Consider the following 23807-nt stretch of genomic DNA (forward strand, 5'->3'; position numbering starts at 1 on the left):
TCCACTCTTTAAATTACCTTTCTACCTTTCTACCTTTCTACCTTTCTACCTTTCTACCTTTCTACCTTTCTACCTTTCTATTTACTCTCGAAAAATTCCCTTCTAATTACATAAGTTAATCCTTTTATTACTGCGTTCGAAAATCAATGTTGAGGCTGCTATACTCCGCGCACTTACGCTTTTCGAGACAAACTTATGGAAATTTTATCTGCAGCGACCATGCTGTTTCTTATTATGGATCCGCTTGGTAATCTACCAATCGTGCTCTCTATCCTTAAGCATATTGATCCGAAGCGTCGCCGTATTGTTCTTGTTCGTGAACTGATGTTTGCGCTGATTATTCTGCTGTTGTTCTTGTTTGCTGGTCAAAGCATCATGAACTTCCTGCACGTGCAGCCTGAAACCTTGAGTATCTCTGGCGGTATTATTCTGTTCATCATCGCGATTAAGATGATCTTCCCAAGTGCGGGCAGTATTACCGGCCTTGCGGCGGGTGAAGAACCGTTTATTGTGCCGATGGCGATCCCAATGATTGCTGGCCCTTCAGTTATTGCGGCATTGATTCTGTTATCGACTCAGCACCCTGACAATATGTTAGAGCTTTCAGGCGCGGTGATGCTGGCTTGGGGGGCTACCTTCTTTATTCTGATGTTTAATGGTTTCTTCCTGCGAGTGCTGGGTGAGAGGGGCCTTAAAGCCATCGAACGCTTGATGGGCTTGTTGCTGGTTATGTTGTCGACGCAAATGTTCCTAGATGGTGTGAAAGGCTACATGGCTTAATGTCGTTACCACAGTAAATAAAAAAACGCCGCTCAAATGAGCGGCGTTTTTGTTTCACTGTTTCTGTCATGATGTTTTCTGTAGCTAAGCGTTTTATATCTGAGCTTAAGCTTGATTACATCATGTGTTTGCGTCGGATATCGAGTAAGGCAAAGACGCCGAAAATCAATATTGACCACTTCTCCCAACGTGACATCTCGATCTTATCGCCGAATGCACCGATGAAAATCAGCATCTGCAGGCCGTGCATGAAGAACAAGAATGCTGTCATGATATAAAGCGCAATCGCAGCATTACCCGGGAACGGGTAGAAAATATTTACGATTAAGATAAACCAAACAAAGGCGATGGCTGCTTTTGCTAGTGGAAGCAAGAACTTCATTCAATAACTCCTATTCTTCAGTGATTCGATTGAACAGTCGGTAGCTTGACTGTCCGGTGGTCTTGTCGCGATGCAATTCCCAGTTCTCTGGCATAGCTTCGAGTTTCAGTTCTTTTTCTGTCTCGACGTAAATGATGGCATTGTCTGCAAGCCAACCGTTACTCTCAAGCAGTTGTACTGTTTCTGCCAGTAAGCCTTTACGAAATGGTGGATCAAGGAAAACCATATCGTAAGGAGTGCCCGGTTTCTTAAGGAAAGAGATAGCATCAGTATTCACGACATTGATGTTGTCTGCTTTGAGCTCTTTCGCGTTATCAGAAAGCTGTTTGGCTGCCTTTTGATTCATTTCGAGCAGTGTCACCATTTTTGCTTGGCGAGAAGCTGCTTCAAAACCTAGACCGCCAGAACCGGCAAATACATCCAAGCAAGTTGAATGTGGGATATCTTGAGCCACCCAGTTAAAGAGTGTCTCTTTTACTCGGTCAATGGTTGGGCGTAATCCTTCTAAATCATGAACTGGTAGCTTTCTACCTCTCCATGAGCCACTAATAATTCGAACAAAGCCTCCGGATGGCTTTTTTTGTGATGTGTTTTGCTGGCGACGTCTTACCATAGATTTTTTGACCGCTAATAAAGTGATACTATACCGAGCCCAATTTAAGTGGGTTTGTGTATTAAATAAATTTGCAATGACAAAGTGTATCAAGCTAAAAGCAAACTTATCACTGCTTTGTCATTTTTCTTTACTATTCGTTTGTACAAGCTTGTATTGTATAACAATAGCAAAGAGTCGACGTGTATTAAGTCAATACAGCTAATTAGTAGATCTAGGAAACTCCTCTGATGACGGAAAAAAAGAAGCGCGGATTATTATCGTGGCTTGGTTTTGGTGAAGAAGAACAAAGCCTAAAAACTCAGAATGAAGCGAACGTAGAAAGCGTTGAAGATCAAACTGAAGTTGAATCACAAGTTGAGGCTGAACAGGTCGCGCCTGAAGCTGAAGTCGCTATACCAACTGAATTTGAGCAAGCGCTTGAAGAAACTCAACAAGAGCAGCAACCTGTCGCAGCAGAAGCAGAAGCAGAAGCAGAAGCAGAAGCAGAGCAGGAAGAAGTGGTGGCTCCTCAAGCTAAGGTTGAAGAAGTACAAGAGAAGCCGACAGAAAGCTTCTTTGCTCGCCTTAAGCGCAGCCTAAGTCGTACTAAAGCAAACATCGGTGCGGGTTTCTTTGGTCTATTCAAAGGTAAGCAAATCGATGAAGATCTGTTTGAAGAGCTAGAAGAACAACTTCTGATTGCTGACGTGGGTATGAATACTACCGTTAAGATCATTGAAAACCTGACAGAAAAAGCATCTCGCAATGACTTAAAAGATGGCGAAGCTCTATATGGTTTGCTCAAAGAAGAGATGGCAGACATCTTAAGTCAAGTGGAACAGCCACTGGTTGTTGATACCACTAAAACACCTTACGTTATCTTAATGGTTGGTGTGAACGGTGTGGGTAAGACAACTACGATCGGTAAGTTGGCGAAACAATTCCAAAATGAAGGCAAGAAAGTGATGCTAGCTGCGGGTGATACCTTCCGTGCAGCAGCGGTTGAACAGCTTCAGGTTTGGGGTCAGCGTAACGATGTGCCAGTTATCGCTCAGCACACTGGTGCGGACAGTGCGTCTGTTATCTACGATGCGATTGAAGCAGCGAAAGCGCGTGGCGTTGATGTTGTGATTGCCGATACAGCGGGTCGTTTGCAGAATAAGAGCAACCTGATGGAAGAGCTACGCAAGATCGTTCGTGTAATGAAGAAGATTGATGACTCTGCACCACACGAAATCATGCTAACGCTAGATGCAGGTACGGGTCAGAATGCTATCAGCCAAGCGAAACTATTCAGTGAAGTGGCTCCGGTCACGGGTATTACATTGACTAAGCTAGATGGTACGGCGAAAGGTGGTGTGATTTTCTCAATTGCTGACCAGTTCCAGATTCCAATCCGCTACATTGGTGTGGGTGAAGGTATTGATGACCTGCGTCCATTTGAATCTAAAGACTTCATTGAAGCACTATTTAGCCGCGAAGAGTAACGCGAGTAGCAAAGTGGTTTATCCTTAATTTGCTACCGTTTTTAAATTTGATATTAGTGATCGTAAGAGGAATTTTCGGTGATCAAATTTCAGCAAGTGAGTAAAGCTTACCGAGGTGGAAGACAAGCGCTCCAAAAAGTAGACTTTCACCTGAAACGTGGAGAGATGGCTTTTTTGGGTGGGCACTCTGGGGCTGGTAAAAGTACCTTGCTGAAGTTGATCTGCGCGATAGAGCGTCCAACCGATGGACGAGTCTGGTTCAACGATCACGATATCACTCGTATCCCAGCCAAAGACATTCCTTTCTTACGTCGTAATATTGGGATTGTTTTTCAAGACCATCGCCTGCTGATGGATCGCTCGATCTTCGATAACGTTGCTCTGCCTATGCGCATTGAATCTATTTCTGAAAACGAAATAAAACGCCGAGTCAGTGCTGCGTTGGACAAAACAGGTTTACTAGACAAGGCCCGTTGTTTGCCAAGCCAACTTTCGGGTGGTGAACAACAACGCGTGGGTATTGCTCGAGCTGTGGTGAACCGCCCAACTCTGCTTTTAGCAGATGAGCCTACCGGTAACCTAGATCCTGAATTATCTAACCGTGTGTTGCGATTGTTTGAAGAGTTCAACCGCGCAGGTGTTACGATCATCCTAGCGACGCACGATATCGGGTTAGTGAACACTCGCCCTCAATACCGCCATCTTGAATTAAACCAAGGATTTTTGAGTGAGGTTGAAGACTATGGCCGCGAATAAGCGCATTAAGAAACCTCAATCTAATCGAGCAGCGAACCGCACCTCAAGCGACGGCTTCTTTATCGTTCACTGGAAACAAGCCAAGTCATCGTTCTCGCAAATGTGGCAGCGCCCGTTAGGCAACTTGCTGACCCTTGCGGTGATCTCAATGGCGTTGGCGATGCCAGCTTGTTTGTACCTATTGGGTAAAAATGTGGGTGAAGTAGCGCAAGATGTCACTAGCCCGTCACAAATAAGTGCTTATGTAGAGGATGGTATTCCTGAGCCCCGAGTAATGGTGCTTAAGGATGAAATCGAAAGTTGGGATCAAGTCGAGCTGGTGGAGTACATCTCTCCACAGCAAGGGCTTGCAGACCTCAGCCAGTATTCTGGTTTTGAAGATGCCCTAACCATCTTAGACGATTATTCACTGCCAGGTGTGCTGGTGATTACGCCAAGCGTACACAGCGATACCCTAATTAAAGAACTGGCAGGCACAGTTAAACAACAAGAATTAGTCACCGATGTTCGTTTAGACGAAGATTGGTTAGCTCGATTAGATGCGATCAAAGCATTAGCGGCTGTCATCGTGATTACCTTAACGGTATTGATGTTGGGCGCGGTATTTCTGATTATCGGCAATACACTACGATTTAATGTGTTGGCGCATAAAGAAGAGATTCAAACCATGAAGCTGATTGGTGCGACCGACAGTTATATTCTTCGACCATACCTTTATGCAGGGATGTGGTTTGGCGTTTTAGGTTCGATTAGCGCTTGGGTAATGACGGCATTGATTACCGTATTACTGAACAGCGCAGTGGATGACTTGGCTCAGCTATACGACAGTCACTTCCGTTTAATTGGCCTGAGTTGGGATGAGTCTTTACTGCTTTTGATCGTCGGAACCCTGCTGGGTAGTGTGGCTGCGAAGCTTTCTGCACAGCGTCACCTAAAAGAAATTGAACCAGTTTAGGTGAATAGAGTCATATTTAGACGAAAAATAGGCACTTCTTAACCAGTTTTTGTCTTGTATAGACGAATTGATTATGCATAATTACTTCCCCCTCCTTGAAACCTGTTCATTTTAGGTTCAAGATTGTCGGGTTTTAATAGATGTATTACTCCAGATCAGAGATTGATGAGGAACCGAATGGCAAACCAAGCGTATCAAATGGCTTTAGTCACACAAGATAGTTTAGATAGCTATATCCGCTCAGCGAACAGCTACCCAATGCTGACACCTGAAGAGGAACGTGGACTTGCAGAGCGATTACATTACAAAGGTGAGATCGATGCTGCGAAAGGTTTGATCCTTTCCCACCTACGATTCGTGGTGCACGTTGCAAGAGGCTACTCTGGCTACGGGTTGCCAATGGCTGATCTCGTCCAGGAAGGTAACATCGGCTTGATGAAGGCTGTTAAGCGCTTCAATCCAGAAGTTGGTGTTCGATTGGTTTCTTTCGCAGTTCACTGGATTAAAGCTGAAATCCATGAATACGTTCTGCGTAACTGGCGCATCGTTAAAATTGCGACAACTAAAGCACAGCGTAAACTGTTCTTTAACCTTCGTAAGTCTAAAAAGCGTTTAGGTTGGTTTAATAACGGTGAAGTTGAGACAGTTGCTCGTGAGCTAGGTGTTGAGCCTTCTGAAGTTCGTGAAATGGAATCTCGCTTAGCGGCACAAGACGCGACGTTTGAAGCGCCTATGGACGATGACGACGGCGGTTCTGCTTACACAGCTCCAGTTTACTACCTAGAAGACAAAGCATCAGACGTTGCTGAAACGGTAGAAGCGGCTAACTGGGAGTCACACACCAATAATCGCCTAGGACTCGCACTAGCAAGCTTAGACGAGCGTAGCCAACACATTGTTCGCTCACGTTGGTTAGACGACAATAAAGCGACCCTGCAAGACTTAGCGGATACCTACAGCATTTCTGCAGAGCGTGTTCGCCAGTTAGAAAAGAATGCGATGAAGAAATTGAAGCAAGCCGTTGGCGATTTCTAATAGCATCTAGTTTCTATTAGCTTCTACCTTCTAATAGTAGAGCTAGCAAATAACTGAATTTTGAAAAGGCCGAGATCGAGAGATCTCGGCCTTTTTGTTTTGGATCGATTTCTCAATTTTTGCGATCGAAATTTGCAAAATGATTTTGTGGATAACTCTGTGAGAAGTTTATTCGTCAGCTGTCTAAAAGCAGGGTGTAGTAAGGCTTTGACGGGGTTTTTCGAGTGGGGATATTTTTCAGTTAACCCACAGTTAGATCAGGATCCTTACTACATGTTGTGGATCTATTTTTAAAAAGGCACTTTATTCACGCAATTCACAGATTTATCCACAAATGGTGTAAAAGTGATCGCTGGTGGATAACCTTATTAAGTGGATGTGAATGTTAGCCTTGGGATAGGTTACAATGGCAGCAAAGTAAATCAGTATAAAAGAGAAAGTCATGGACCAGTTTAAACATATCGATGTTAAAGGCGCTCAAGCCCTCATTGAACAAGGCAACGCTCGACTTGTCGATATACGTGACCCGCAGTCTTTTGCGGTTGCTCACTCACAAACAGCCTACCACCTGACTAACGATACAATGGTGTCGTTCATGGATGAGGTTGAGTTCGAACAACCTATCTTGGTGATGTGCTACCACGGTATTAGTAGCCAAGGTGCAGCACAATATTTAGTGAACCAAGGCTTTGAAGAGGTATATAGTGTAGACGGCGGTTTCGAAGCTTGGCACCGTGCTGAACTTCCTGTGATTGCTGGTTAATTACCTTTATCGCTTCAAGCATCTCTCATAGTATGAATAGGAAGTAACAATGATTAGATTGATGGTGTTAGACAACCCACGTCTTGCTCAAGCATTTATTGATTATATGGCGTCTCGTCAGATCCCTATTCAGATGTCTCCTGAGGGGGAAGGGCGTTTTGCTCTTTGGCTTATTGATGGTCAATTTCAGGTGGAAACTGAAGCTGAGCTCAACCGCTTTTTGTCGGAACCCAATCATAAGCGTTATCAAGCGGCGTCTTGGGATATGGCAGAGACTAGAAAGAGCAACTTTCATTATCACACGCCAAGCTTCATGGGCATGATAAAAGCCAAAGCTGGCCCAGTGACACTGAGTATCATGTTGGTGTGTGTGGTGATTTTTGCTTTGCAGCAGATAGGGTTCGGGCAAGCGATTTTTAACGCATTGCATTTCCCTGCGGTTGATGGGCAGCAATGGCAATTGTGGCGCTGGCTCAGTCATGCTGTTTTGCATTTCTCAGTTATGCACATCGCATTTAATATCTTGTGGTGGTGGCAACTGGGTGGAGATATTGAGAAAAAGTTAGGCGGTCTTAAGTTACTGCAAATATTTGCTGTCTCTTCTGCGCTTTCAGGTGCTGGGCAGTATTGGGTTGAGGGGGCGAACTTCGGTGGTTTGTCTGGTGTTGTGTATGCCTTGGTTGGTTACTTATGGGTTGTCGGTGCGAAGGCGCCGCAACTTGGTTTAGGTATCCCGAGACAGATTGTCGGCTTTATGTTGGTGTGGTTGGTACTTGGGTACATGCAGCCATTTATGGCTATCGCCAATACTGCGCATTTAGCTGGCCTAGCCGCTGGTGTGATTATTGGCTTTATCGATGCGATGAAAGCACCAAGCTCGGCAAGAAGTTAACTCATATCTTCTCGTGAGTAGGCAAACGATAGAGACAAAAAAGCGGCCAGATGAGCCGCTTTTTTATTGGGATTCGTTTTACATCATTACTGATAAAGGTATTTGGTAAACAGTAAGTCAGCAATCAGGGTTTTACCTGTCTCTGGAAGCAAAATCTTGTTGAGGTGCTCAACTAAGGATTTTCTTAAGTCTTCACGGCCGGATAGAGACTTAATGGTTTCTTCGTTTTGTTTGCCAAGCAATTCAATCACCGCATCGCGAATCAGTGGTTGGTGATGCTCAATAGCGGCCAAGTCGTTACTATTTGCCACCATGATGTCGAGGCGAACCTGAATGTAGCCCAGTTTTTTACCTTTAGTGTAAAAATTGGTGGTCAGGTCTGGCTCTAGTGTGAAGTAGGCGAGTTTAGCTGCCGACTCCTCTTCAGCGAAACTTGATGCTGAAAAGAGTAGGGTAATCGCAAGAAATATTTGGGCTACATAACGTTTGTGCATATTTGTGACTTTTCTTTAGTTTATTCGCGATATTCGAAACGCATTAGTCTTGTTACAATGAGCGGTCTAAATCTAAATACGTTTACAATTCGAAGAACGCTTTAATTTTGTTCGAAAGTTGAAGCTTTATTGTACGTGTAAAGTCACCTATTGAATACTAGTATGAATCAGCCAATATCGCTGTATCTTAATTCGTTAATGAATGTAGATTGGCAAAGTACAGAAACATTTGATTTTCCTAATAAAACCACCAAAGAGTGGCTGATGGAGCAAGGTTCTCTTTCCCGCAAGTTGGGTAAGTGCTGTCAGCACCTGTCTGTTGAGTTGCTTCATAATCAAGTTGTAGAACGCTCAATGCTACAACAGGACGAGGAACATCTTTTATCATCGTTTGATTGCTTACTGCGTAAAGTGATTTTAAAGGGTGATGACGAACCGTGGGTGTTAGGTCGAACCTTGATCCCCCGAGTCACATTAGAAGACCATCAACACTCTGACCTTTCTCAACAAGGTAATGTCCCGCTTGGATTGACCGTTTTCAGTGCTGAGAACGTGGAGCGAGATGCGCTGCAAGTCGGTTGGGTTATCGCAGGCGATGAGCGATTACTCGCGCGTCGTTCTCGATTATGGATGAACCATAAACCGATGCTTGTGGCAGAACTGTTTTTACCAACATCACCCATTTACTCTAAGGAGAGTGTGTAAATGCTTGCCACCAAAGCGAAGGCGTATTGGCAATTAACGCGAATGAATCGCCCGATTGGTACCCTGTTACTCCTTTGGCCGACCTTGTGGTCACTGATTATCGCCGCACAAGGTATGCCTGATTTTGATGTCTTGGTTGTTTTCGTACTCGGCGTGGTGTTGATGCGTTCAGCTGGCTGTGTGATCAATGACTTTGCTGACCGTAAAGTAGATGGTCATGTTAAACGTACCAAGCTGCGTCCATTACCTTCAGGTTTGGTTTCCAGTAAGGAAGCGATTCTGCTCTTTTTAGTGCTAGCCGTGGTTTCATTTTTGTTGGTACTCACCATGAATCCACTGACCATAAAGCTCTCTTTTATCGGTGTTGGTTTAGCTTTTATTTATCCTTTTATGAAGCGGTTTACACACCTTCCTCAGATATTTCTGGGGTTGGCGTTCAGCTGGGCAATACCAATGGCTTGGGCTGCGCAAACCAATGAGCTACCAAGCGTTGTCTGGTTCATCTTCGTGATTAATGCATTGTGGACTATTGCCTACGACACGCAATATGCGATGGTTGACCGAGATGACGATCTGAAGATTGGCATTAAATCGACGGCTATTTTATTTGGTCGCTTCGATAAACTGATTATTGGTTCTTTACAACTCGTCACCCTAGCGATGCTGATTGCGTTAGGCATGTATTACCAATTAGGTGACACCTTCTATTGGGCACTGTTGGTAGCTGGGAGCTTATTTGTGTATCAACAACATCTGATGCGCCACCGAGACCGCGACCTATGCTTTCAAGCTTTTCTCAACAACAACTATGTTGGAATGGCAGTGACCGTGGGTTTGTTCATTACCTTCTGGTAAGCATCAGCTTTTCGAGTTAACGAATGCTAAAGAAAAAGGCACCCATTGGGTGTAATGCCAGTCAGTTAAGCTGACTGGCATTTTTTCTGTTTGTTGCATATTTCTTGGGTTTCAGTTTTACCCAGCGAGGATAGCTTCTATCTTCTCTTCGGGGTGGTAGGATAAACATAGATACTTGCTGTAATAACACTTCATAGTGTTTAGGTAGTTTTCCCGGGCTCGTTAAAGGTAAAGCAGCGAAGTATTGAGTCACAGCCATGGCACTACTCGTAAAGCTTAATTGATTCGGCCAGATGCTATCTAACTTACTCGCTGCTTTTGTCATAACCTGCCTTATAAGGTTATAGGCTAACAAAATTCCCCAGAGCTCCTGTTTGACCATATCTGGCCGCTTACTTCGCAATGTATACTCACTATCCAGCAAGGTTTGCTTCATTTCCCGATAGCCTAATTCGATCTCCCAACGATAGCGATAGAGCTCTACGATGTCTTCACCAGGAAAGCGCAACCCATCACACATTGATGTAAGTACCTGATATTCCTTACCCTTGATAATTTTCGATACTAACCTTGCTTCTATTGTCTCAGGGAGATCACTGAACTTCTTTCTTGCCTGAGGTGTTGTTTTTATGGCAACGATAGCGTCACTCCGGCTGTATTTATGGACGACTTCATACTGAAAGTCCTTTCTCACAGGGAGCATCCAATGCCTTTCTTGACCTACTTTGTTCCAACGATTAAGCAGCCCTAAAGAGTAATATCCTTTATCAAAAATAGTCAGAGAATGATTTGGTGTTTGCTCGATGAGCTCTTCTGCGAGCCGCATTTCGCTGGTGCGATAGTCAGAGAATGCACTATCGATTAGTTGATGACTTGTAAGCTCCATCAAGCAAACCATACGTACCTTAGGGTAAATATTTTCAGATGATTGATTACGCTGCGCTTTAAATTCTTGATGATTTTCAGGTGTATCTGTTGTTCTCCAAACGACACCATCGACGGAGAGAAGGTTTAATCCACACCAAGTTTCGAAGTTAGACGCTTGATAGCTATGCGCTGCCATCTTCTTAAAGACTTGCTTTACACCTTCTTCACCTAATCTCTGCCTCGCTTGAACAACAGCACTTGGTGCAACAAAGCGTTGTTTGTCTGGCAGGACAATATCGAGTTGGTTAGCGATATCCCAAACAGATTGTTGACGAAAGAGACTCATTCCAACAACGGACCAAAGTACTGCTTCCAAAGGTAACCGTCTTCTTCTAACGGTTGCTACGCCAGCTTGCTCAAAGCCTTGCTGGATAAGCTCTGGACTAAGAATGTCAGAGTATTTGTCAAAGTGATGGAAGGTATTACATGACCGAAAAGTATTAGCAAGTTGGCTTTCTAAAGACATAAAAAATCCGATATTAGTTTCCTAATATCGGATTTTGAAGCCTTTTGAGGATCGGTCAAATGATCTCACAAATTTCTTAACTGATCGGCATTACCCATTGGGTGCCTTTTTTGATCGTGTTCCGTTTTGTTATTAAAGCGACACCAAACGGGTTGTTACTCTGCTTGGTGGATACTCTCTTGAATCGTCAAACGTACTTCTGGGTAAAGCATTGAGTAGAGAAGCTTAGCGAATTGCTGAGTCTTTTCTAGATCACAGTTACCATCGTTATCCAGATATTGCTGCTGTTTCAGAGTTGCGAACATTGAAGCGAACACACCTTTATCGAAAAACTCTGGTGCATTGATGCCTTGCAGGCGGCCAAGTCGCTGTGCAATGTCTTGGCTCTTCTGCTCAAGGTCTGATTTATCCAAATCAGGATTCTCAGCCAATAGGTTCAGAGCAATTGAATAACGTTGTAGTGTCTCTGAAATCGTACGACCTAGTAGCATCAGTGCTTGGCTGTTTGACTGGTTGATGGTGACTTCGTTATCAGAAACTACAAGCATGCCTTGGCCGACTAGTTCTTCAATGATCTTTGAAACCACATCTTCAAGCTGATCTTCGTCGTAGCTTAGGAACAACTCTTTCTTCAAGAAAGGGTAAATTGCTGCAACATTCTTTTGAATCGCATCAATCGTTAAGCCGTGCTGACGAATAGTCATCTGAGCAATTAATGATGGCAGAGCAAACAAGTGAATGATGTTATTACGGTAGTAGGTCATCAGAATTGACTGGTGACGGTCTAGTGAAATAATGTCGCCCATTGAGTCTGATTCAATCAAGAACTTGTTCAGTGACTCAGCATGTTTTACCAAATCTTCAGCGCTGTCTTTTGGCACAGTGAACGTTGCAGAATATGGAACGTTCTTAAGCAGAGACAGGTAGCAATTGATCTGAGAAACTAAAGAATCACGAGACAATGCGCGCTGTCTTGAAGCCAATAGTGCCGTTGCACAAAGGGTCAGGGCATTGGTCGCTGCCGCATCGTTAATGTGCGTCATCATTTTGGTCGCCAAGTCATTAACCACCGGGTTCATCCATTGTGGTTTGCTGGTTCCCATAGGATCGATGTCTTTCGTCCACTCTGGTGAATGCTCATTCAGGTATTGGTTCAGCTGAATCGGCTCACCGAAGTTGACGTAGCCTTTACCAAAGTTACGCAGCTTACGAATGGTACGAATCACTAGGCTCGCGTTTTCTTTTTCTTTACGCTTGCCACGAAGTTCTTTCGCATAAGTCGCCACTTCCATCACGTGCTCGTAGCCGATGTACACAGGAACCAAAGTCACTGGACGGTTCATGCCGCGCAGCATTGCTTGAATTGTCATCGCTAGCATGCCCGTTTTCGCTTGCAGTAAACGACCTGTACGAGAACGACCACCTTCACTGAAGTACTCTACTGAGTAACCTTTAGCGAACAATTCCGCTAGGTATTCACGGAAAATGGTCGAGTAAAGCTTATTGCCTTTGAAGCTACGGCGAATAAAGAACGCACCACCATGACGGAAAATCGGACCGGCAGGGAAGAAGTTCAGGTTGATACCCGCAGCGATATGCGGAGGCACCATGCCTTCGTGGTAAAGGACATAAGAAAGCAACAAGTAATCCATGTGGCTACGGTGACAAGGTACATAAACGATCTCGTGGCCATCTTGAGCCAGTTTACGAACCGTTGAAGCGTTGCTGATATGCAGGCCTTGGTATAGCTTATTCCACAGCCAGCCAAGAATCTTCTCACCACGCTTGATCAGCGAGTAAGAGAAGTTCGCCGCAATCTCGTCCATGATATCTTGAGCTTCTTTGCTCGCTTTCTCGATCGAGATGTTCTTTGCTTGCGCTTCGTCTTCAATCGCTTTCTTGATCGCTTCTGATTTTAGTAGGCGATCGAACAGAGCTTGGCGGCTTGGCAGGTTAGGGCCTGAGGCAGCAAGTTTCTGGCGAGAAAAGTGAATTCGTGCCACGCGCGCCAGTTTGTGAGCGATGGTGCTGTCGGTGCCGTGTGAATTGGCCATATAGCGTAGAGAAACCACTGGGCTAAAACGAACCAGACAGTCGCGGCCTGCTAGCAATACTGCTTTTGATTTCTCTAAGCCGTTCATTGCCTGTAGGTAAGGCTTCTGATTATTCTCTTTACCAGGTTTGCGTCCCCACAGCACAGTGGCAGGGATGACTTGAACATCGAGTTCAGAGTCGTCAGCGTGTAGTGAAAGCAATTCAGAGAAAACTTCAATTGAAGAGCTTGGTACATAATCATCGTCTTGCAGTAGAGTTTTGCGAGAAGAGATAAAAACGTAGCGTTGCAGTGATTTGCCGTTGATTTCAAGCATGCTCAACGGATCAGGTAGGCCTAATTCAAGTGCATGTTTTTGCAATGTAAGAATGTCTACACTTGAGCGAAACGGTAAGGCGTATACAATCGGTTTGCTCAAATCAATGTTCAAATCCTCGACAGGGTTTGAAGGAATTGATGTGCCCTTTACCAATACGGATAAAGGTAGCTTCATTAATGAACGTGAAAAAGATTGTCCAGAAGACATATAGGTTCACTGCCTCAATAGTTATTTCAATGTGCTGAAGCGTATCTCTATTTCTATGCTAAAAAGGATAAATCCTATGAGTGAAATAGGGATAAGCCTAGGCGTAAATTTAATCGATGCAAGAATACCAGAAACTGGTCTAACCTTTTAATGGAAATAGTCATATTGCCGTTAAGTTTGTGGAAAATCATTCATCGACTGATTGAGTATAGGGTTAAAAATGACCAAAAAATCAAACACCGGATTCAAACGCATCATCAAAGCAGCAGGCTTTTCATGGCAAGGCATTACCAGTTCGTTTAAAAACGAGGCTGCATTTCGACAAGAAGCGTTCATGGCAGCCGTGCTTATTCCGTTGGCATTTTACTTAGATGTAAGCCAAGTAGAGCGAATCCTGATGATCTCAGTAGTCGTGTTGGTGATGGTTGTCGAGCTAATCAATACCGCGATTGAGGCGGTTGTCGACCGAATCGGCAGTGAACACCATGAGCTTTCCGGGATGGCGAAAGATGTCGGTTCGGCTGCGGTTTTCATCTGTTTGGCACTAGCCGGTTATGTATGGCTAGATATCTTGTTTTTGTAATTTGCTAAAAATGAACTAAAAACAACCAATTGCTTTGCTTTTGTTCAGTTACTGGATATACTCACAGTCAACTGTATAAAAAGACAGGTGAATCATGAAGCCGTTAACGCCCCGCCAGCAACAAGTCTTTGACCTTATCAAAGGTAAGATCGAAGATTCCGGTATGCCACCGACACGTGCAGAAATCGCACGTGAACTAGGCTTCCGTTCTGCTAATGCTGCAGAAGAACATTTGAAAGCTCTTGCTCGTAAAGAAGCGATTGAGATTATCCCGGGTGCGTCTCGCGGTATTCGTATTTTGCTCGAAGATGCTGCAAACGAAGAGCAAGGTTTACCATTAATCGGTCAGGTTGCCGCTGGTGAGCCTATCTTGGCTCAAGAGCATGTAGAGATGCATTACCAAGTTGACCCTGGCATGTTTAAGCCACAAGCTGACTTCTTACTTCGTGTAAATGGCGAAAGTATGAAAGACATCGGTATTATGGATGGTGATCTACTGGCTGTTCATAAAACACAAGATGTACGCGATGGTCAGGTTGTCGTGGCTCGTGTCGATGATGATGTAACGGTAAAACGCCTAGAACGTAAAGGTTCAACGGTTCTGTTACACGCTGAAAATGAAGAGTTTTCTCCAATCCATGTCGATCTAGAATCTCAACACTTGTCTATTGAAGGACTTGCGGTTGGTATTATTCGTAACACCGACTGGATGTAATAAGTACAAACAGTTTATTGATATTTATTCTCAATAACTTGTTATTGTAATTGATATTCATTATCATCTTCTTTGTCGAGATACAAGGAAGATGATGATGCCAAACCCAACCAAACCTCAAATGAAGCCGCTTACTCGTAAGCCGCGCTCCTCTGTGCAAAAGGCTTCTTCTGTTCAAGGGGCTGCACATCAAGAATTCCAAGTTCCAACCAACCTCGTTCAACACCTTTGGTTTCGTAGTCGTGAAAGCCTAGCTGATGATGGTCTCGTTTATGACCCTATCGCAGCACAAGCCTGCAAGCGTTGCCAACTCGCACCTGAATGTCTTACTGGCGAGCTCGATCAGCAACAACTTCTCTACGCAACACTGACTCAACTTTGTGACTCTCAAGTTCAACAATTTCTGTCTCACAACCCAGATGCCTGGATCATCAATGTTGGGGCAGGGCTCGACACCCGTTTCTACCGTTTGGATAATGGACGCTGCCATTGGGTTGAGCTGGATGTGACGGAAAACCTAGTGTGGCGCCAACGCCTGTTCCACAAAAATGAACGCTATCGTTTGGAGTGTGGCTCTGTTGATGAACTAACTTGGTTGGATGAACTTAACATTCCAGAACAAGCCTCAGTGATGGTGGTGTGTGAACATGCTCTGCTGGATTGCAATGAACAACAGACCGCGCACTTTATTCAGTCTCTCAGTCGTTATTTTACTCATGCACACGCGTGTTTAGTGTTAGCTGGAGATAAAAGCTCTAGTGCTCTTGGGCAAAAGCTTGGTTCAGGAAAGTATGCTCACGGGTTATCTTCACCAATAGACAGTGTTCTCAATTGGTTGCCATGGGCTCAATGGGTTAAGTCATTTTCACCATTAGAACAGCAATGTAATCGTTGGAAGTTGTGGCAGCGACTTCTTTGTAAAATCTCTCAGGTCAAAAAGCGCTTAACGCCGCAGTTAGTACTCGTTAAGTGGTAATCTTAGCGATTCTGCATTTCGAGTAACTGAGTACACAATCGGTATAAGTAAAATTCCACAACATAGTGAAAGCCCACCCACTAGGTTAAACTATCGCCTCTAAACTAAGAGGTGATCGTGAAGCTATTTAACCCCCAAATTATTTTTCAAACGCTATCCAATCAGGCGATGCACAAAAAAGTGCTGTTGCTCGCGATCCCGATGGTTCTCTCTAATATTACTGTTCCACTGCTGGGCTTAGTCGATGCGGCGGTTATCGGCCACTTAGAGCATTCTTGGTATTTAGGTGGTGTGGCGCTGGGCGGCACAATGATCAGCGTGACCTTTTGGTTGCTTGGTTTTCTGCGTATGTCGACAACAGGGCTAGCCGCACAATCTTATGGTGCGAATGATGGTAAGCAACTTGGCCTAGTTTTTGTGCAAGGCGTGACCATGGCTTTAGGGTTTGCAGGTGCCTTTTTGCTTTTACACAGTCTAGTCGCCGATTTAGTTTTCTCATTGAGCAGCGCCAGTGATCAAGTTAAGCACTATGGTCAGCAATACTTCTCAATCCGAGCTTGGAGTGCGCCTGCTGCGCTGACTAATTTTGTGATTCTAGGTTGGCTGCTCGGGACTCAAAATGCCAAAGCGCCAATGTGGATGGTGATAATCACCAATGTCACTAATATCGTTTTGGATATCGTTTTTGTTATCGGTTTAGGGTGGCAAGTGGAAGGTGCAGCATTGGCATCTGTAATGGCTGATTATGCTGGTCTAACATTTGGCCTGATTTGTGTTTACCGAATCTGGGCGAAGAAACAGTTGCCATCGCCATGGGATCTGTTTAAGAAAACCAGCCAAGGTTTGAGTCGTTTCGTGAAACTGAATCGCGATATCTTTCTTCGTTCATTGTGCCTACAAGCGACTTTCACTTTCATGACCTTCCAAGGTGCAAGCTTTGGCGATGATGTTGTTGCGGCCAATGCAGTGTTGATGAGTTTTTTGATGATCATCTCTTATGGGATGGATGGTTTTGCCTATGCAATGGAAGCCATGGTCGGTAAGGCGATAGGTGCGAAAGACCAAGATGAACTGAACCAGTCATTGATTGGTACTTTCTTCTGGAGCTTTAATATTTGTTTGGTACTGACCATAGTATTCGCAATTGCTGGCTCGAGCTTAATTAATATGATCACTACAATCCCAGACGTGAAGAGCCAAGCCGAGGTGTATTTACCGTGGTTAATCGCAATGCCATTGGTGTCTATGTGGTGCTTCTTGTTGGATGGTATTTTTGTTGGGGCCACTAAAGGCAAGGATATGCGCAATAGTATGTTTGTTGCGACCTGCAGTTTCTTCGCGATTTTCTACTTAGCATCAGGTTTAGAGAACCATGCACTGTGGCTAGCGATGCTGAGCTTTATGGCAATGCGCGGGGTTGGCTTGGGTGTGTTGTTTGTTTCTCAGTGGAAGAAGGGGGAGTTTCTCGCTTAGCCCTGGGGACTCTGTTTATGGAAGGGTAAATGAGGTTGTACAGGTAAAGGGGTATTTAGAACATCATGATCTAATTGCTACTAATGCCCTATTATTCAATGCCTTAAATAAAAACAGCAAGCGCGTGGCTTGCTGTTTATGTATTTGGCCTATGGGTGGTCAAATACTCCTATCGGTTCTTTATCTAGAACAAACGGTTAAGGCCGTTGAGTGCTGCAACACGATAAGCTTCTGCCATGGTTGGGTAGTTAAAGGTCGTATTCACAAAGTACTCGATAGTATTTGCTTCACCTTTTTGTTCCATAATCGCTTGTCCGATATGAATGATTTCAGCTGCACGCTCACCAAACACGTGGATACCTAAAATCTCTTTGGTTTCGCGATGGAACAGAATCTTCAAGCTACCAATATCTTTCCCCGCAATTTGAGCGCGAGCTAGGTGCTTGAATGAAGAACGTCCTACTTCATACGGTACTTTTGCAGCGGTAAGTTCTTGTTCTGTTTTACCTACAGAGCTGATCTCAGGGATGGTGTAGATACCTGTTGGAATGTCTTCAATTAGGTGACCTTCTGCTTCGCCTTTGACAATTGCTTGGGCAACAAATCGACCTTGGTCATAAGCCGCGCTTGCTAGGCTAGGGTAGCCTATGACATCACCTACCGCGTAAACGTGATCAACGCTAGTTTGGTAGTTGGTATTCACTGATACCTGACCTCGAGAGTCCGCTTCTAAGCCAACAGCACCAAGGTTAAGTTTGTCGGTATTACCCGTTCGGCCATTGGCATAGAGCAGGCAGTCAGCACGCATCTTTTTACCTGACTCTAGGTGGATGATCACGCCATCATCAGTCCCTTCAATTTTCTCAAAGGTTTCATCGTTGCGAATCACGACGCCGCTGTTCCAGAAGTGATAAGAAAGTGCATCTGAGGTTTCATTGTCTAGGAATGACAACAAGCGGTCACGAGTATTGATAAGATCGGTTTTTACACCCAAACCGCGGAAAATCGACGCATATTCACAACCAATAACGCCAGCACCATAGATGATGATGTGTTGCGGGTCGTGTTTAAGAGAAAGAATCGAGTCGCTGTCGTAGATACGTTCATGCAGGAAGTCGACGTTATCTGGTTGGTAAGGGCGAGAGCCTGTCGCGATAACAAATTTGTCTGCACTGTAATGTTCTTCAGTGCCATCGCTTTGCATTACCGAGACAGTGTTGGTGTCGATAAAACGTGCAGTACCAAATACCAGCGTGCACTGGTTGCGGTCGTAGAAGCCTTGGCGTAATCGAGTCTGTTTATCGATAACTGATTTAGCATGACCCAAAATGTTGGAAAACGTAGAGTGAATGCTTTTGTTGTTCTGACAAAACAGCGGATTACTGTTGAATTCGATAATACGACTTACGGCATGGCGCAGTGCTTTTGAAGGTATTGTTCCCCAGTGAGTACAACCACCACCAACGCTGCTCTCTTTCTCAATGATTGCAACGTTCAACCCGGCTTTGGTTAATCCCATCGCTGCCCCTTCTCCTCCGGGGCCACTACCAATTACGATTACATCAAAGTGGTTGGAGTGCGGCATAGATATCTTCCTTGTTATATTTGATTAACATTGCTTTAGCGAGATTTTAACTGATTCTGTTCTTGGGTACATGAAAAGGGCATCAGAGAGTCGGTGGGATCACGCAGTGTTATCGAAAAAATAATATTTGGTCTGTCGTATGTCTCCAAATGACAGTGTGGATATTGAAATTTTTTCTGCGAACGTATTTACTTCGGTACGTGAACAAAGAGGTATGTTTAGTGTCTTATATAACCAGAGTGCCTTATATAAATAAGTGATTCGCGTTATATTAAACAGAGTATTAGACATGCCTGTTTAGGCTGTAAAAGAAGAAATTGATAAAGTATGAAACCAATGGGCATTCGCGCACAGCAAAAAGAAAAAACTCGTCGCAGCTTAATCGATGCAGCATTTAGCCAGCTCAGTGCCGATCGTAGTTTTTCCAATCTAAGCTTGAGAGAAGTCGCTCGTGAGGCTGGAATAGCACCGACTTCCTTTTATCGTCACTTCAAAGACATGGATGAGCTTGGCTTAACCATGGTTGATGAAGGTGGCTTACTGTTGCGCCAGTTAATGCGTCAAGCTAGGCAACGCATAGTAAAAGAAGGTAGTGTGATTCGCACATCGGTTGAAACCTTTATGGAATTCATTGAAAGCAGCCCTAACGTATTCAGACTGTTATTGCGAGAGCGCTCAGGAACTTCATTTGAGTTTCGTGCAGCGGTAGCTCGTGAGATACAGCACTTCTCTGCTGAGTTAACCGAATATTTGATAACGACTGGCATGACAAGGGACGAAGCTTTCACTCAAGCTGAAGCCTCGGTCATCTTAGTCTTCAACTCAGGGGCAGAAGCATTAGATTTAGATCGACGTCAGCGAGATGAATTGGCTGAACGCTTGATCATGCAATTGCGAATGATGGCCAAAGGAGCTTTTTGGTATCGTAAAGAACGTGAACGTAACCGATTAAAAGGCGGGATTGAATAATGTCGAATGAAAATAATACTGTAAACCGTGGTTCTGAAAGAAAGACACTCGTACTTGCTGTTGTAGCCGGTGTGTGTGGTGATGCATTGTTATCTTGGGTAACAATGAGCGAAGTGGGCTTCTCTATTTTCCCGCTTATCGCTTTAGTTTTGGCAGTACAAGCGCTTTACCAAGAATACCTAACTAATCCAGTATCTGAAGATATCCCACTAGTAGGTCTAGCTTGTTTCTTCGTGGGTGCATTTGGCCACTCGGCTTTTGTGAAAGCACAACACCCTGATGCAGGTTCAAACTTCTTCGCGATTATTGTCGCGATGCTGCTTTTAGCCTGGGTAGGTAAGAAGCTAGGCTTTATCGGTAAAACCGCTTAAACCAATCTATAAATAAAAAAACGAGCCAATTGGCTCGTTTTTTTGTATTTGCTGTTTGTCTTAGGCCGAGAAAGCGAGACTTATGCTTTGCGCTCTAAGAATACACCTGCTTCCATGTGGTGGGTGTAAGGGAACTGGTCAAACAGAGCAAAACGAGTGATATTGTGTGTTTCGCTTAGGATCTCTAGGTTCTCTTTCAACGTTTCAGGGTTACAAGAGATGTACATGATACGCTCGTAGCCTTGAACCATCTTACAAGTATCTACATCCATACCTGAACGCGGTGGATCAACAAAGATAGTGTTGCAGTTGTAGCTCTTAAGATCGATGTTCGCTTGCTGTAGACGACGGAATTCACGCTTGCCTTCCATTGCTACGGTAAAATCTTCTGCAGACATACGGATGATCTGAACATTATCGATCTTGTTCGCCGCGATGTTGTATTGTGCAGATTCCACTGACGGCTTCGCCAGTTCTGTTGCCAGTACACGCTCGAAGTTTTGTGCCAGCGCTAATGAGAAGTTACCGTTACCACAGTAAAGCTCAAGCAAGTCACCTTTGCTGTCTTGAGTACAGTCGACAGCCCATTCCAACATTTTCTCTGCTACTTTTCCGTTTGGTTGAGTAAAGCTGTTCTCTACTTGTTGGTAGATGTAGCTATCACCATTCACGTCTAGCTTTTCAATAACGTAGTCACGGTCCAGTACGATTTTCATCTTACGCGCACGACCAATCAGGTTTAGGTTAAAACCTTCATCGTTTAATTGCTGCTTAAGTACTTTAGCATCTTGAATCCACTGTTCACCTAATTGACGGTGGTAAAGTAGTGACACCAAAATCTCGCCGCTTAATGTAGAAAGGAAATCTACTTGGAATAGTTTGTGGCGTAGAGAGTGGTTGTCCTTCATTGCATCCGTTAATAGAGGCATCAAGTCATTGATTAGACGGCTAGCAGCAGGGAACTGGTCTACGCGATATTTTTCTTTAGTCTCTTGGTTGAACATGACGTAATACATATCGTCACCTTCATGCCACACGCGGAACTCAGCACGCATGCGGTAGTGTTGTTCTGGAGATTCATACACTTCCAGCTCAGGCACATTATATTCTGAGAACATTTCAGTAAGACGCTCTGTCTTTTCTGCCAGTTGTTCTTGGTAGCGTTGCGGGTTTACATCTAAATTCGCCATTGTTATGCCTTTTGCTGTCGTGCTTTTAAATCAAGAGCGCAGATTTTATTCAATCACAGGCGCTTGTCCAGTGTTGAGAGTCATTCAGTGTAAATAGGCCATGAAAACTATAGCTTATAACTATCTTAGACTAGACAAATGATTCAGAGGTCAATACTATCTTCGGCAAGCTGGTGTCATTTAGATGTATAGATGGCTGAAGAGGGAATCTGGTGTAAATCCAGAACTGACGCGCAGCGGTAAAAGAGAACGAGTATTCATAAGACACTGCAAATAGCTTTTTGTGGGAAGTCGAGTATTAGGTAACCATAAAGGTTGTGCTCTTGAGTCCGAATACCTGCCAGCGGCCAAACCATAAGATGTGGTTTGGTAGGACTTTACGCGATTTAGGATCACAACATGAACAAATCCCTTTTAGCGGTTGCTGTAGCATCGCTGCTTTCACCTATCTCCAATTTACACGCCCAACAAGCATCTACCGACGAAACCATGGTGGTTACGGCTAACCGTTTTGAGCAAAGCACTGAAAGTGTTGTCGCTCAAGTTGAGGTTGTGACACGTCAAGATATAGCTCGTATTCAAGCTAAGTCACTAACTGATGTATTCAAACGATTAACGGGTATTCAAGTTACACAGAATGGTGGTAGAGGCCAGCAAGCTTCGATCTTTGTTCGAGGTGCTAACTCTGATCAGGTTCTTGTGTTAATTGACGGCATTCGTTTTGCTCGCGCTGCAAAAGGTGGTGTCGATTTCAGCCAGCTGCCAATCACATTTGTTGAACGAGTCGAGTATGTACGAGGCGCTCGTGCTGCTATGTATGGTTCAGAGGCTATTGGTGGTGTGATTAATATCATTACAGTTGCCAGTTCTGACAATGAAGAAACGGTAGTGAGTGCGGGATTAGGCAGCCGTGATTATGAAGAGTTAAGTTTTGTTAGCGGTACTAAAGTTGGCGAAAATGGTCACTTAAACGTATCTGTTGGTTACGATTCGGATGAGGGTTACAACGTTCACCCAATCTCGGGAATAAATGATGGTGACCGCCATGGTTTCGAATCGCGCAACGCACTAATTGGTTATGTTCATAACTTTGATCAGCAATGGAGTGGCTTTGCTAACTTCCGAATGTTCGAGACTATCTCTCAATATGATGGTTCGTATGTTGATTATATTACGGGAGCACCTGTCCACTCTTACAAAGAGGCAGAAGTTCAGAATTCTACCTTTGCTGCTGGGGTTAAATATAGTGGCAGTGAACTTAAGTCTGATTTCCTAGTTAACTATCAGAATCAAGATAACTGGAACTACGAACAGTCCTTAGGTAAAAACTCGGTGTCAGCAACATCTGATGAACTCGAACAGCTAAATGTTCAATGGGTGAATTCATACAAACTGACTTCGGCACTGACTCTTAGTGGCGGTGTAGATTGGCGTGATGAGGCTTATATTGTGAAGCCTTCGAATACTGAATACGATAGAACGAATATTGCATACTTCGCAGCATTAAACGCAGATGCGGATAAAGTGTTTGGTGAGCTTAGCCTTCGTGTTGATGATAATGAACAGTTTGGTACTGAGACTACTTACAATACCGGGTTAGGCTACCGTTATGCTGAGTGGCTTTTCGTAAAAGCGGCTTATGGCACATCATTCAAGGCACCTAACTTATATCAACTTTATAGCTACTACGGTAATGCACAGTTAGAAGCTGAAAAGGCAGATTCATTTGAGCTGACTTTTGGTGGCTTAATCAAAGATGTTGATTGGTCGATTACTGGCTATGATACGAATGTCGAAGACTTAATTGATTACAACTACGCGACAAGCAAGTACTACAATACCGGTGGCGAAAGCCAACTGCGTGGTGTGGAAGTGGTCGTTGGATTTGATACTAGCTTTATTAATCACCAAGTGAGCGCTAACTTCCAAGACCCAGAAGATCAATCTGGTGAGCAATTGATACGCCGAGCTAAGAAGATTTACAAGTATAATGCAGTGGCTAGTTTCGATGAGGTTGATGTTTCGCTAGGTTACCAATATGTCGGTGAGAGACCGGATTTCTCTGAAGATCTTGCTGCGTATAGTTTGTTTGATGTTTCAGTGAACTACTATGCGAATGAAAACCTAACTTTAAATGGTCGAGTGGATAATTTAACTGACGAAGAGTATGAGACTGCTGGTGGGTACCCATCACCAGAGCGTACATATCACATGAATGCTACTTACCAATTCTAATTAACACCTAAACCGCCTTCGGGCGGTTTTTTCTTATTG

General features: G+C 44.1%; 23 protein-coding genes and 1 riboswitch. Of the genes, 16 read left to right on the forward strand and 7 right to left on the reverse strand.

The window, feature by feature from the left end:
- Positions 1 to 195: 195 nt before the first annotated feature.
- The gene (locus AB8613_RS09260; RefSeq protein WP_146489783.1) at positions 196 to 780 is read left to right on the forward strand and encodes a YhgN family NAAT transporter; all 585 of its coding nucleotides are present in this window, start codon (positions 196 to 198) and stop codon (positions 778 to 780) included.
- Positions 781 to 895: 115 nt separating this feature from the next.
- Here AB8613_RS09260 and AB8613_RS09265 read toward each other — a convergent pair whose 3' ends face one another.
- Together AB8613_RS09265 and rsmD are read right to left on the reverse strand one after the other, a co-directional pair.
- On the reverse strand, positions 896 to 1162 hold the full coding sequence (locus AB8613_RS09265) for a DUF1145 domain-containing protein (protein WP_016784000.1): 267 nt from the start codon (positions 1160 to 1162) through the stop codon (positions 896 to 898).
- Between the two features lie 10 nt (positions 1163 to 1172).
- Positions 1173 to 1775: a 16S rRNA (guanine(966)-N(2))-methyltransferase RsmD gene (gene rsmD, locus AB8613_RS09270; protein WP_017061036.1), complete on the reverse strand. Its 603-nt coding sequence runs from the start codon at positions 1773 to 1775 to the stop codon at positions 1173 to 1175.
- 230 nt (positions 1776 to 2005) lie between these two features.
- On the opposite strand from rsmD, the gene ftsY reads away from it, so the two are divergent.
- The 6 genes from ftsY to glpG all read left to right on the forward strand — a co-directional run bounded on the left by ftsY (position 2006) and on the right by glpG (position 7645).
- On the forward strand, positions 2006 to 3244 hold the full coding sequence (gene ftsY / locus AB8613_RS09275) for a signal recognition particle-docking protein FtsY (RefSeq protein WP_372383753.1): 1239 nt from the start codon (positions 2006 to 2008) through the stop codon (positions 3242 to 3244).
- Positions 3245 to 3322: 78 nt separating this feature from the next.
- A complete protein-coding gene (gene ftsE / locus AB8613_RS09280) occupies positions 3323 to 4000 on the forward strand; it encodes a cell division ATP-binding protein FtsE (protein ID WP_004736585.1) in 678 nt (225 codons plus the stop codon).
- On the forward strand, positions 3987 to 4955 hold the full coding sequence (gene ftsX / locus AB8613_RS09285; RefSeq protein ID WP_372384811.1) for a permease-like cell division protein FtsX: 969 nt from the start codon (positions 3987 to 3989) through the stop codon (positions 4953 to 4955). The genes ftsE and ftsX overlap by 14 nt, the downstream gene beginning before the upstream one ends.
- A 177-nt stretch (positions 4956 to 5132) precedes the next feature.
- On the forward strand, positions 5133 to 5990 hold the full coding sequence (gene rpoH / locus AB8613_RS09290; RefSeq protein ID WP_017055518.1) for an RNA polymerase sigma factor RpoH: 858 nt from the start codon (positions 5133 to 5135) through the stop codon (positions 5988 to 5990).
- Positions 5991 to 6432: 442 nt separating this feature from the next.
- A complete protein-coding gene (gene glpE, locus AB8613_RS09295) occupies positions 6433 to 6753 on the forward strand; it encodes a thiosulfate sulfurtransferase GlpE (RefSeq protein ID WP_048658877.1) in 321 nt (106 codons plus the stop codon).
- 49 nt (positions 6754 to 6802) lie between these two features.
- Positions 6803 to 7645, forward strand: a complete 843-nt coding sequence (gene glpG, locus AB8613_RS09300; protein WP_146489780.1) for a rhomboid family intramembrane serine protease GlpG — start codon at positions 6803 to 6805, stop codon at positions 7643 to 7645.
- Positions 7646 to 7731: 86 nt separating this feature from the next.
- On the opposite strand, the gene AB8613_RS09305 is transcribed toward glpG, so the two are convergent.
- Positions 7732 to 8139 (reverse strand): flagellar basal body-associated protein FliL, encoded by a 408-nt coding sequence (locus AB8613_RS09305; protein WP_048610748.1) that lies wholly within the window; start codon positions 8137 to 8139, stop codon positions 7732 to 7734.
- Between the two features lie 162 nt (positions 8140 to 8301).
- Between AB8613_RS09305 and AB8613_RS09310 the strand changes: the two genes are divergently transcribed.
- Complete coding sequence (locus AB8613_RS09310; RefSeq protein ID WP_186727999.1) at positions 8302 to 8844, forward strand: chorismate lyase; 543 nt, start codon at positions 8302 to 8304, stop codon at positions 8842 to 8844.
- Positions 8845 to 9699 carry a 4-hydroxybenzoate octaprenyltransferase gene (gene ubiA, locus AB8613_RS09315; protein ID WP_372383754.1) on the forward strand — a complete coding sequence of 285 codons (855 nt, stop codon included), beginning with the start codon at positions 8845 to 8847 and terminating at the stop codon, positions 9697 to 9699.
- A 61-nt stretch (positions 9700 to 9760) separates the two neighbouring features.
- Here the strand turns inward: ubiA and AB8613_RS09320 are convergent, their stop codons facing one another.
- Both AB8613_RS09320 and plsB read right to left on the reverse strand, forming a co-directional pair.
- Positions 9761 to 11092 (reverse strand): IS4 family transposase, encoded by a 1332-nt coding sequence (locus AB8613_RS09320; protein ID WP_372383695.1) that lies wholly within the window; start codon positions 11090 to 11092, stop codon positions 9761 to 9763.
- A gap of 155 nt (positions 11093 to 11247) precedes the next feature.
- Positions 11248 to 13671, reverse strand: a complete 2424-nt coding sequence (plsB, locus tag AB8613_RS09325) for a glycerol-3-phosphate 1-O-acyltransferase PlsB (RefSeq protein ID WP_146489777.1) — start codon at positions 13669 to 13671, stop codon at positions 11248 to 11250.
- Positions 13672 to 13891: 220 nt separating this feature from the next.
- Here plsB and AB8613_RS09330 point away from each other — a divergent pair, with 220 nt between their 5' ends.
- The 4 genes from AB8613_RS09330 to dinF all read left to right on the forward strand — a co-directional run bounded on the left by AB8613_RS09330 (position 13892) and on the right by dinF (position 17418).
- Positions 13892 to 14254 (forward strand): diacylglycerol kinase, encoded by a 363-nt coding sequence (locus tag AB8613_RS09330; protein ID WP_372383755.1) that lies wholly within the window; start codon positions 13892 to 13894, stop codon positions 14252 to 14254.
- Between the two features lie 94 nt (positions 14255 to 14348).
- Positions 14349 to 14969 carry a transcriptional repressor LexA gene (gene lexA, locus AB8613_RS09335; RefSeq protein WP_019820514.1) on the forward strand — a complete coding sequence of 207 codons (621 nt, stop codon included), beginning with the start codon at positions 14349 to 14351 and terminating at the stop codon, positions 14967 to 14969.
- 97 nt (positions 14970 to 15066) lie between these two features.
- The gene (locus AB8613_RS09340; RefSeq protein WP_146489776.1) at positions 15067 to 15945 is read left to right on the forward strand and encodes a class I SAM-dependent methyltransferase; all 879 of its coding nucleotides are present in this window, start codon (positions 15067 to 15069) and stop codon (positions 15943 to 15945) included.
- Positions 15946 to 16062: 117 nt separating this feature from the next.
- Complete coding sequence (dinF, locus tag AB8613_RS09345) at positions 16063 to 17418, forward strand: MATE family efflux transporter DinF (protein ID WP_210447753.1); 1356 nt, start codon at positions 16063 to 16065, stop codon at positions 17416 to 17418.
- 184 nt (positions 17419 to 17602) lie between these two features.
- On the opposite strand, the gene sthA is transcribed toward dinF, so the two are convergent.
- A complete protein-coding gene (sthA, locus tag AB8613_RS09350) occupies positions 17603 to 19003 on the reverse strand; it encodes a Si-specific NAD(P)(+) transhydrogenase (protein ID WP_061019802.1) in 1401 nt (466 codons plus the stop codon).
- 327 nt (positions 19004 to 19330) lie between these two features.
- Between sthA and fabR the strand changes: the two genes are divergently transcribed.
- Both fabR and AB8613_RS09360 read left to right on the forward strand, forming a co-directional pair.
- Positions 19331 to 19972, forward strand: a complete 642-nt coding sequence (fabR, locus tag AB8613_RS09355) for an HTH-type transcriptional repressor FabR (RefSeq protein ID WP_010438693.1) — start codon at positions 19331 to 19333, stop codon at positions 19970 to 19972.
- Positions 19972 to 20343: a YijD family membrane protein gene (locus AB8613_RS09360; RefSeq protein ID WP_004736696.1), complete on the forward strand. Its 372-nt coding sequence runs from the start codon at positions 19972 to 19974 to the stop codon at positions 20341 to 20343. The genes fabR and AB8613_RS09360 overlap by 1 nt, the downstream gene beginning before the upstream one ends.
- An 80-nt stretch (positions 20344 to 20423) precedes the next feature.
- On the opposite strand, the gene trmA is transcribed toward AB8613_RS09360, so the two are convergent.
- Positions 20424 to 21533 carry a tRNA (uridine(54)-C5)-methyltransferase TrmA gene (gene trmA / locus AB8613_RS09365; protein WP_132764935.1) on the reverse strand — a complete coding sequence of 370 codons (1110 nt, stop codon included), beginning with the start codon at positions 21531 to 21533 and terminating at the stop codon, positions 20424 to 20426.
- A 154-nt stretch (positions 21534 to 21687) separates the two neighbouring features.
- Positions 21688 to 21893, forward strand: a riboswitch (cobalamin riboswitch).
- A 39-nt stretch (positions 21894 to 21932) separates the two neighbouring features.
- Here trmA and btuB point away from each other — a divergent pair.
- Positions 21933 to 23768: a TonB-dependent vitamin B12 receptor gene (gene btuB / locus AB8613_RS09370; RefSeq protein ID WP_371714367.1), complete on the forward strand. Its 1836-nt coding sequence runs from the start codon at positions 21933 to 21935 to the stop codon at positions 23766 to 23768.
- Positions 23769 to 23807: the final 39 nt, after the last annotated feature.

The organism is Vibrio sp. BS-M-Sm-2 (genome assembly GCF_041504345.1).
GTDB classification, from domain to species: Bacteria; Pseudomonadota; Gammaproteobacteria; order Enterobacterales; family Vibrionaceae; genus Vibrio; species Vibrio satsumensis.

Excerpts from the sequence above, each read along its gene's own strand:
- AB8613_RS09260 (WP_146489783.1), top strand. The coding sequence starts at position 196 with ATGGAAATTTTATCTGCAGCGACCATGCTGTTTCTTATTATGGATCCG.
- AB8613_RS09265 (WP_016784000.1), bottom strand. The coding sequence starts at position 1,162 with ATGAAGTTCTTGCTTCCACTAGCAAAAGCAGCCATCGCCTTTGTTTGG.
- rsmD (WP_017061036.1), bottom strand. The coding sequence starts at position 1,775 with ATGGTAAGACGTCGCCAGCAAAACACATCACAAAAAAAGCCATCCGGA.
- ftsY (WP_372383753.1), top strand. The coding sequence starts at position 2,006 with ATGACGGAAAAAAAGAAGCGCGGATTATTATCGTGGCTTGGTTTTGGT.
- ftsX (WP_372384811.1), top strand. The coding sequence starts at position 3,987 with ATGGCCGCGAATAAGCGCATTAAGAAACCTCAATCTAATCGAGCAGCG.
- rpoH (WP_017055518.1), top strand. The coding sequence starts at position 5,133 with ATGGCAAACCAAGCGTATCAAATGGCTTTAGTCACACAAGATAGTTTA.
- glpE (WP_048658877.1), top strand. The coding sequence starts at position 6,433 with ATGGACCAGTTTAAACATATCGATGTTAAAGGCGCTCAAGCCCTCATT.
- glpG (WP_146489780.1), top strand. The coding sequence starts at position 6,803 with ATGATTAGATTGATGGTGTTAGACAACCCACGTCTTGCTCAAGCATTT.
- AB8613_RS09305 (WP_048610748.1), bottom strand. The coding sequence starts at position 8,139 with ATGCACAAACGTTATGTAGCCCAAATATTTCTTGCGATTACCCTACTC.
- AB8613_RS09310 (WP_186727999.1), top strand. The coding sequence starts at position 8,302 with ATGAATCAGCCAATATCGCTGTATCTTAATTCGTTAATGAATGTAGAT.
- ubiA (WP_372383754.1), top strand. The coding sequence starts at position 8,845 with ATGCTTGCCACCAAAGCGAAGGCGTATTGGCAATTAACGCGAATGAAT.
- AB8613_RS09320 (WP_372383695.1), bottom strand. The coding sequence starts at position 11,092 with ATGTCTTTAGAAAGCCAACTTGCTAATACTTTTCGGTCATGTAATACC.
- plsB (WP_146489777.1), bottom strand. The coding sequence starts at position 13,671 with ATGTCTTCTGGACAATCTTTTTCACGTTCATTAATGAAGCTACCTTTA.
- AB8613_RS09330 (WP_372383755.1), top strand. The coding sequence starts at position 13,892 with ATGACCAAAAAATCAAACACCGGATTCAAACGCATCATCAAAGCAGCA.
- lexA (WP_019820514.1), top strand. The coding sequence starts at position 14,349 with ATGAAGCCGTTAACGCCCCGCCAGCAACAAGTCTTTGACCTTATCAAA.
- AB8613_RS09340 (WP_146489776.1), top strand. The coding sequence starts at position 15,067 with ATGCCAAACCCAACCAAACCTCAAATGAAGCCGCTTACTCGTAAGCCG.
- sthA (WP_061019802.1), bottom strand. The coding sequence starts at position 19,003 with ATGCCGCACTCCAACCACTTTGATGTAATCGTAATTGGTAGTGGCCCC.
- fabR (WP_010438693.1), top strand. The coding sequence starts at position 19,331 with ATGAAACCAATGGGCATTCGCGCACAGCAAAAAGAAAAAACTCGTCGC.
- AB8613_RS09360 (WP_004736696.1), top strand. The coding sequence starts at position 19,972 with ATGTCGAATGAAAATAATACTGTAAACCGTGGTTCTGAAAGAAAGACA.
- trmA (WP_132764935.1), bottom strand. The coding sequence starts at position 21,533 with ATGGCGAATTTAGATGTAAACCCGCAACGCTACCAAGAACAACTGGCA.
- btuB (WP_371714367.1), top strand. The coding sequence starts at position 21,933 with ATGAACAAATCCCTTTTAGCGGTTGCTGTAGCATCGCTGCTTTCACCT.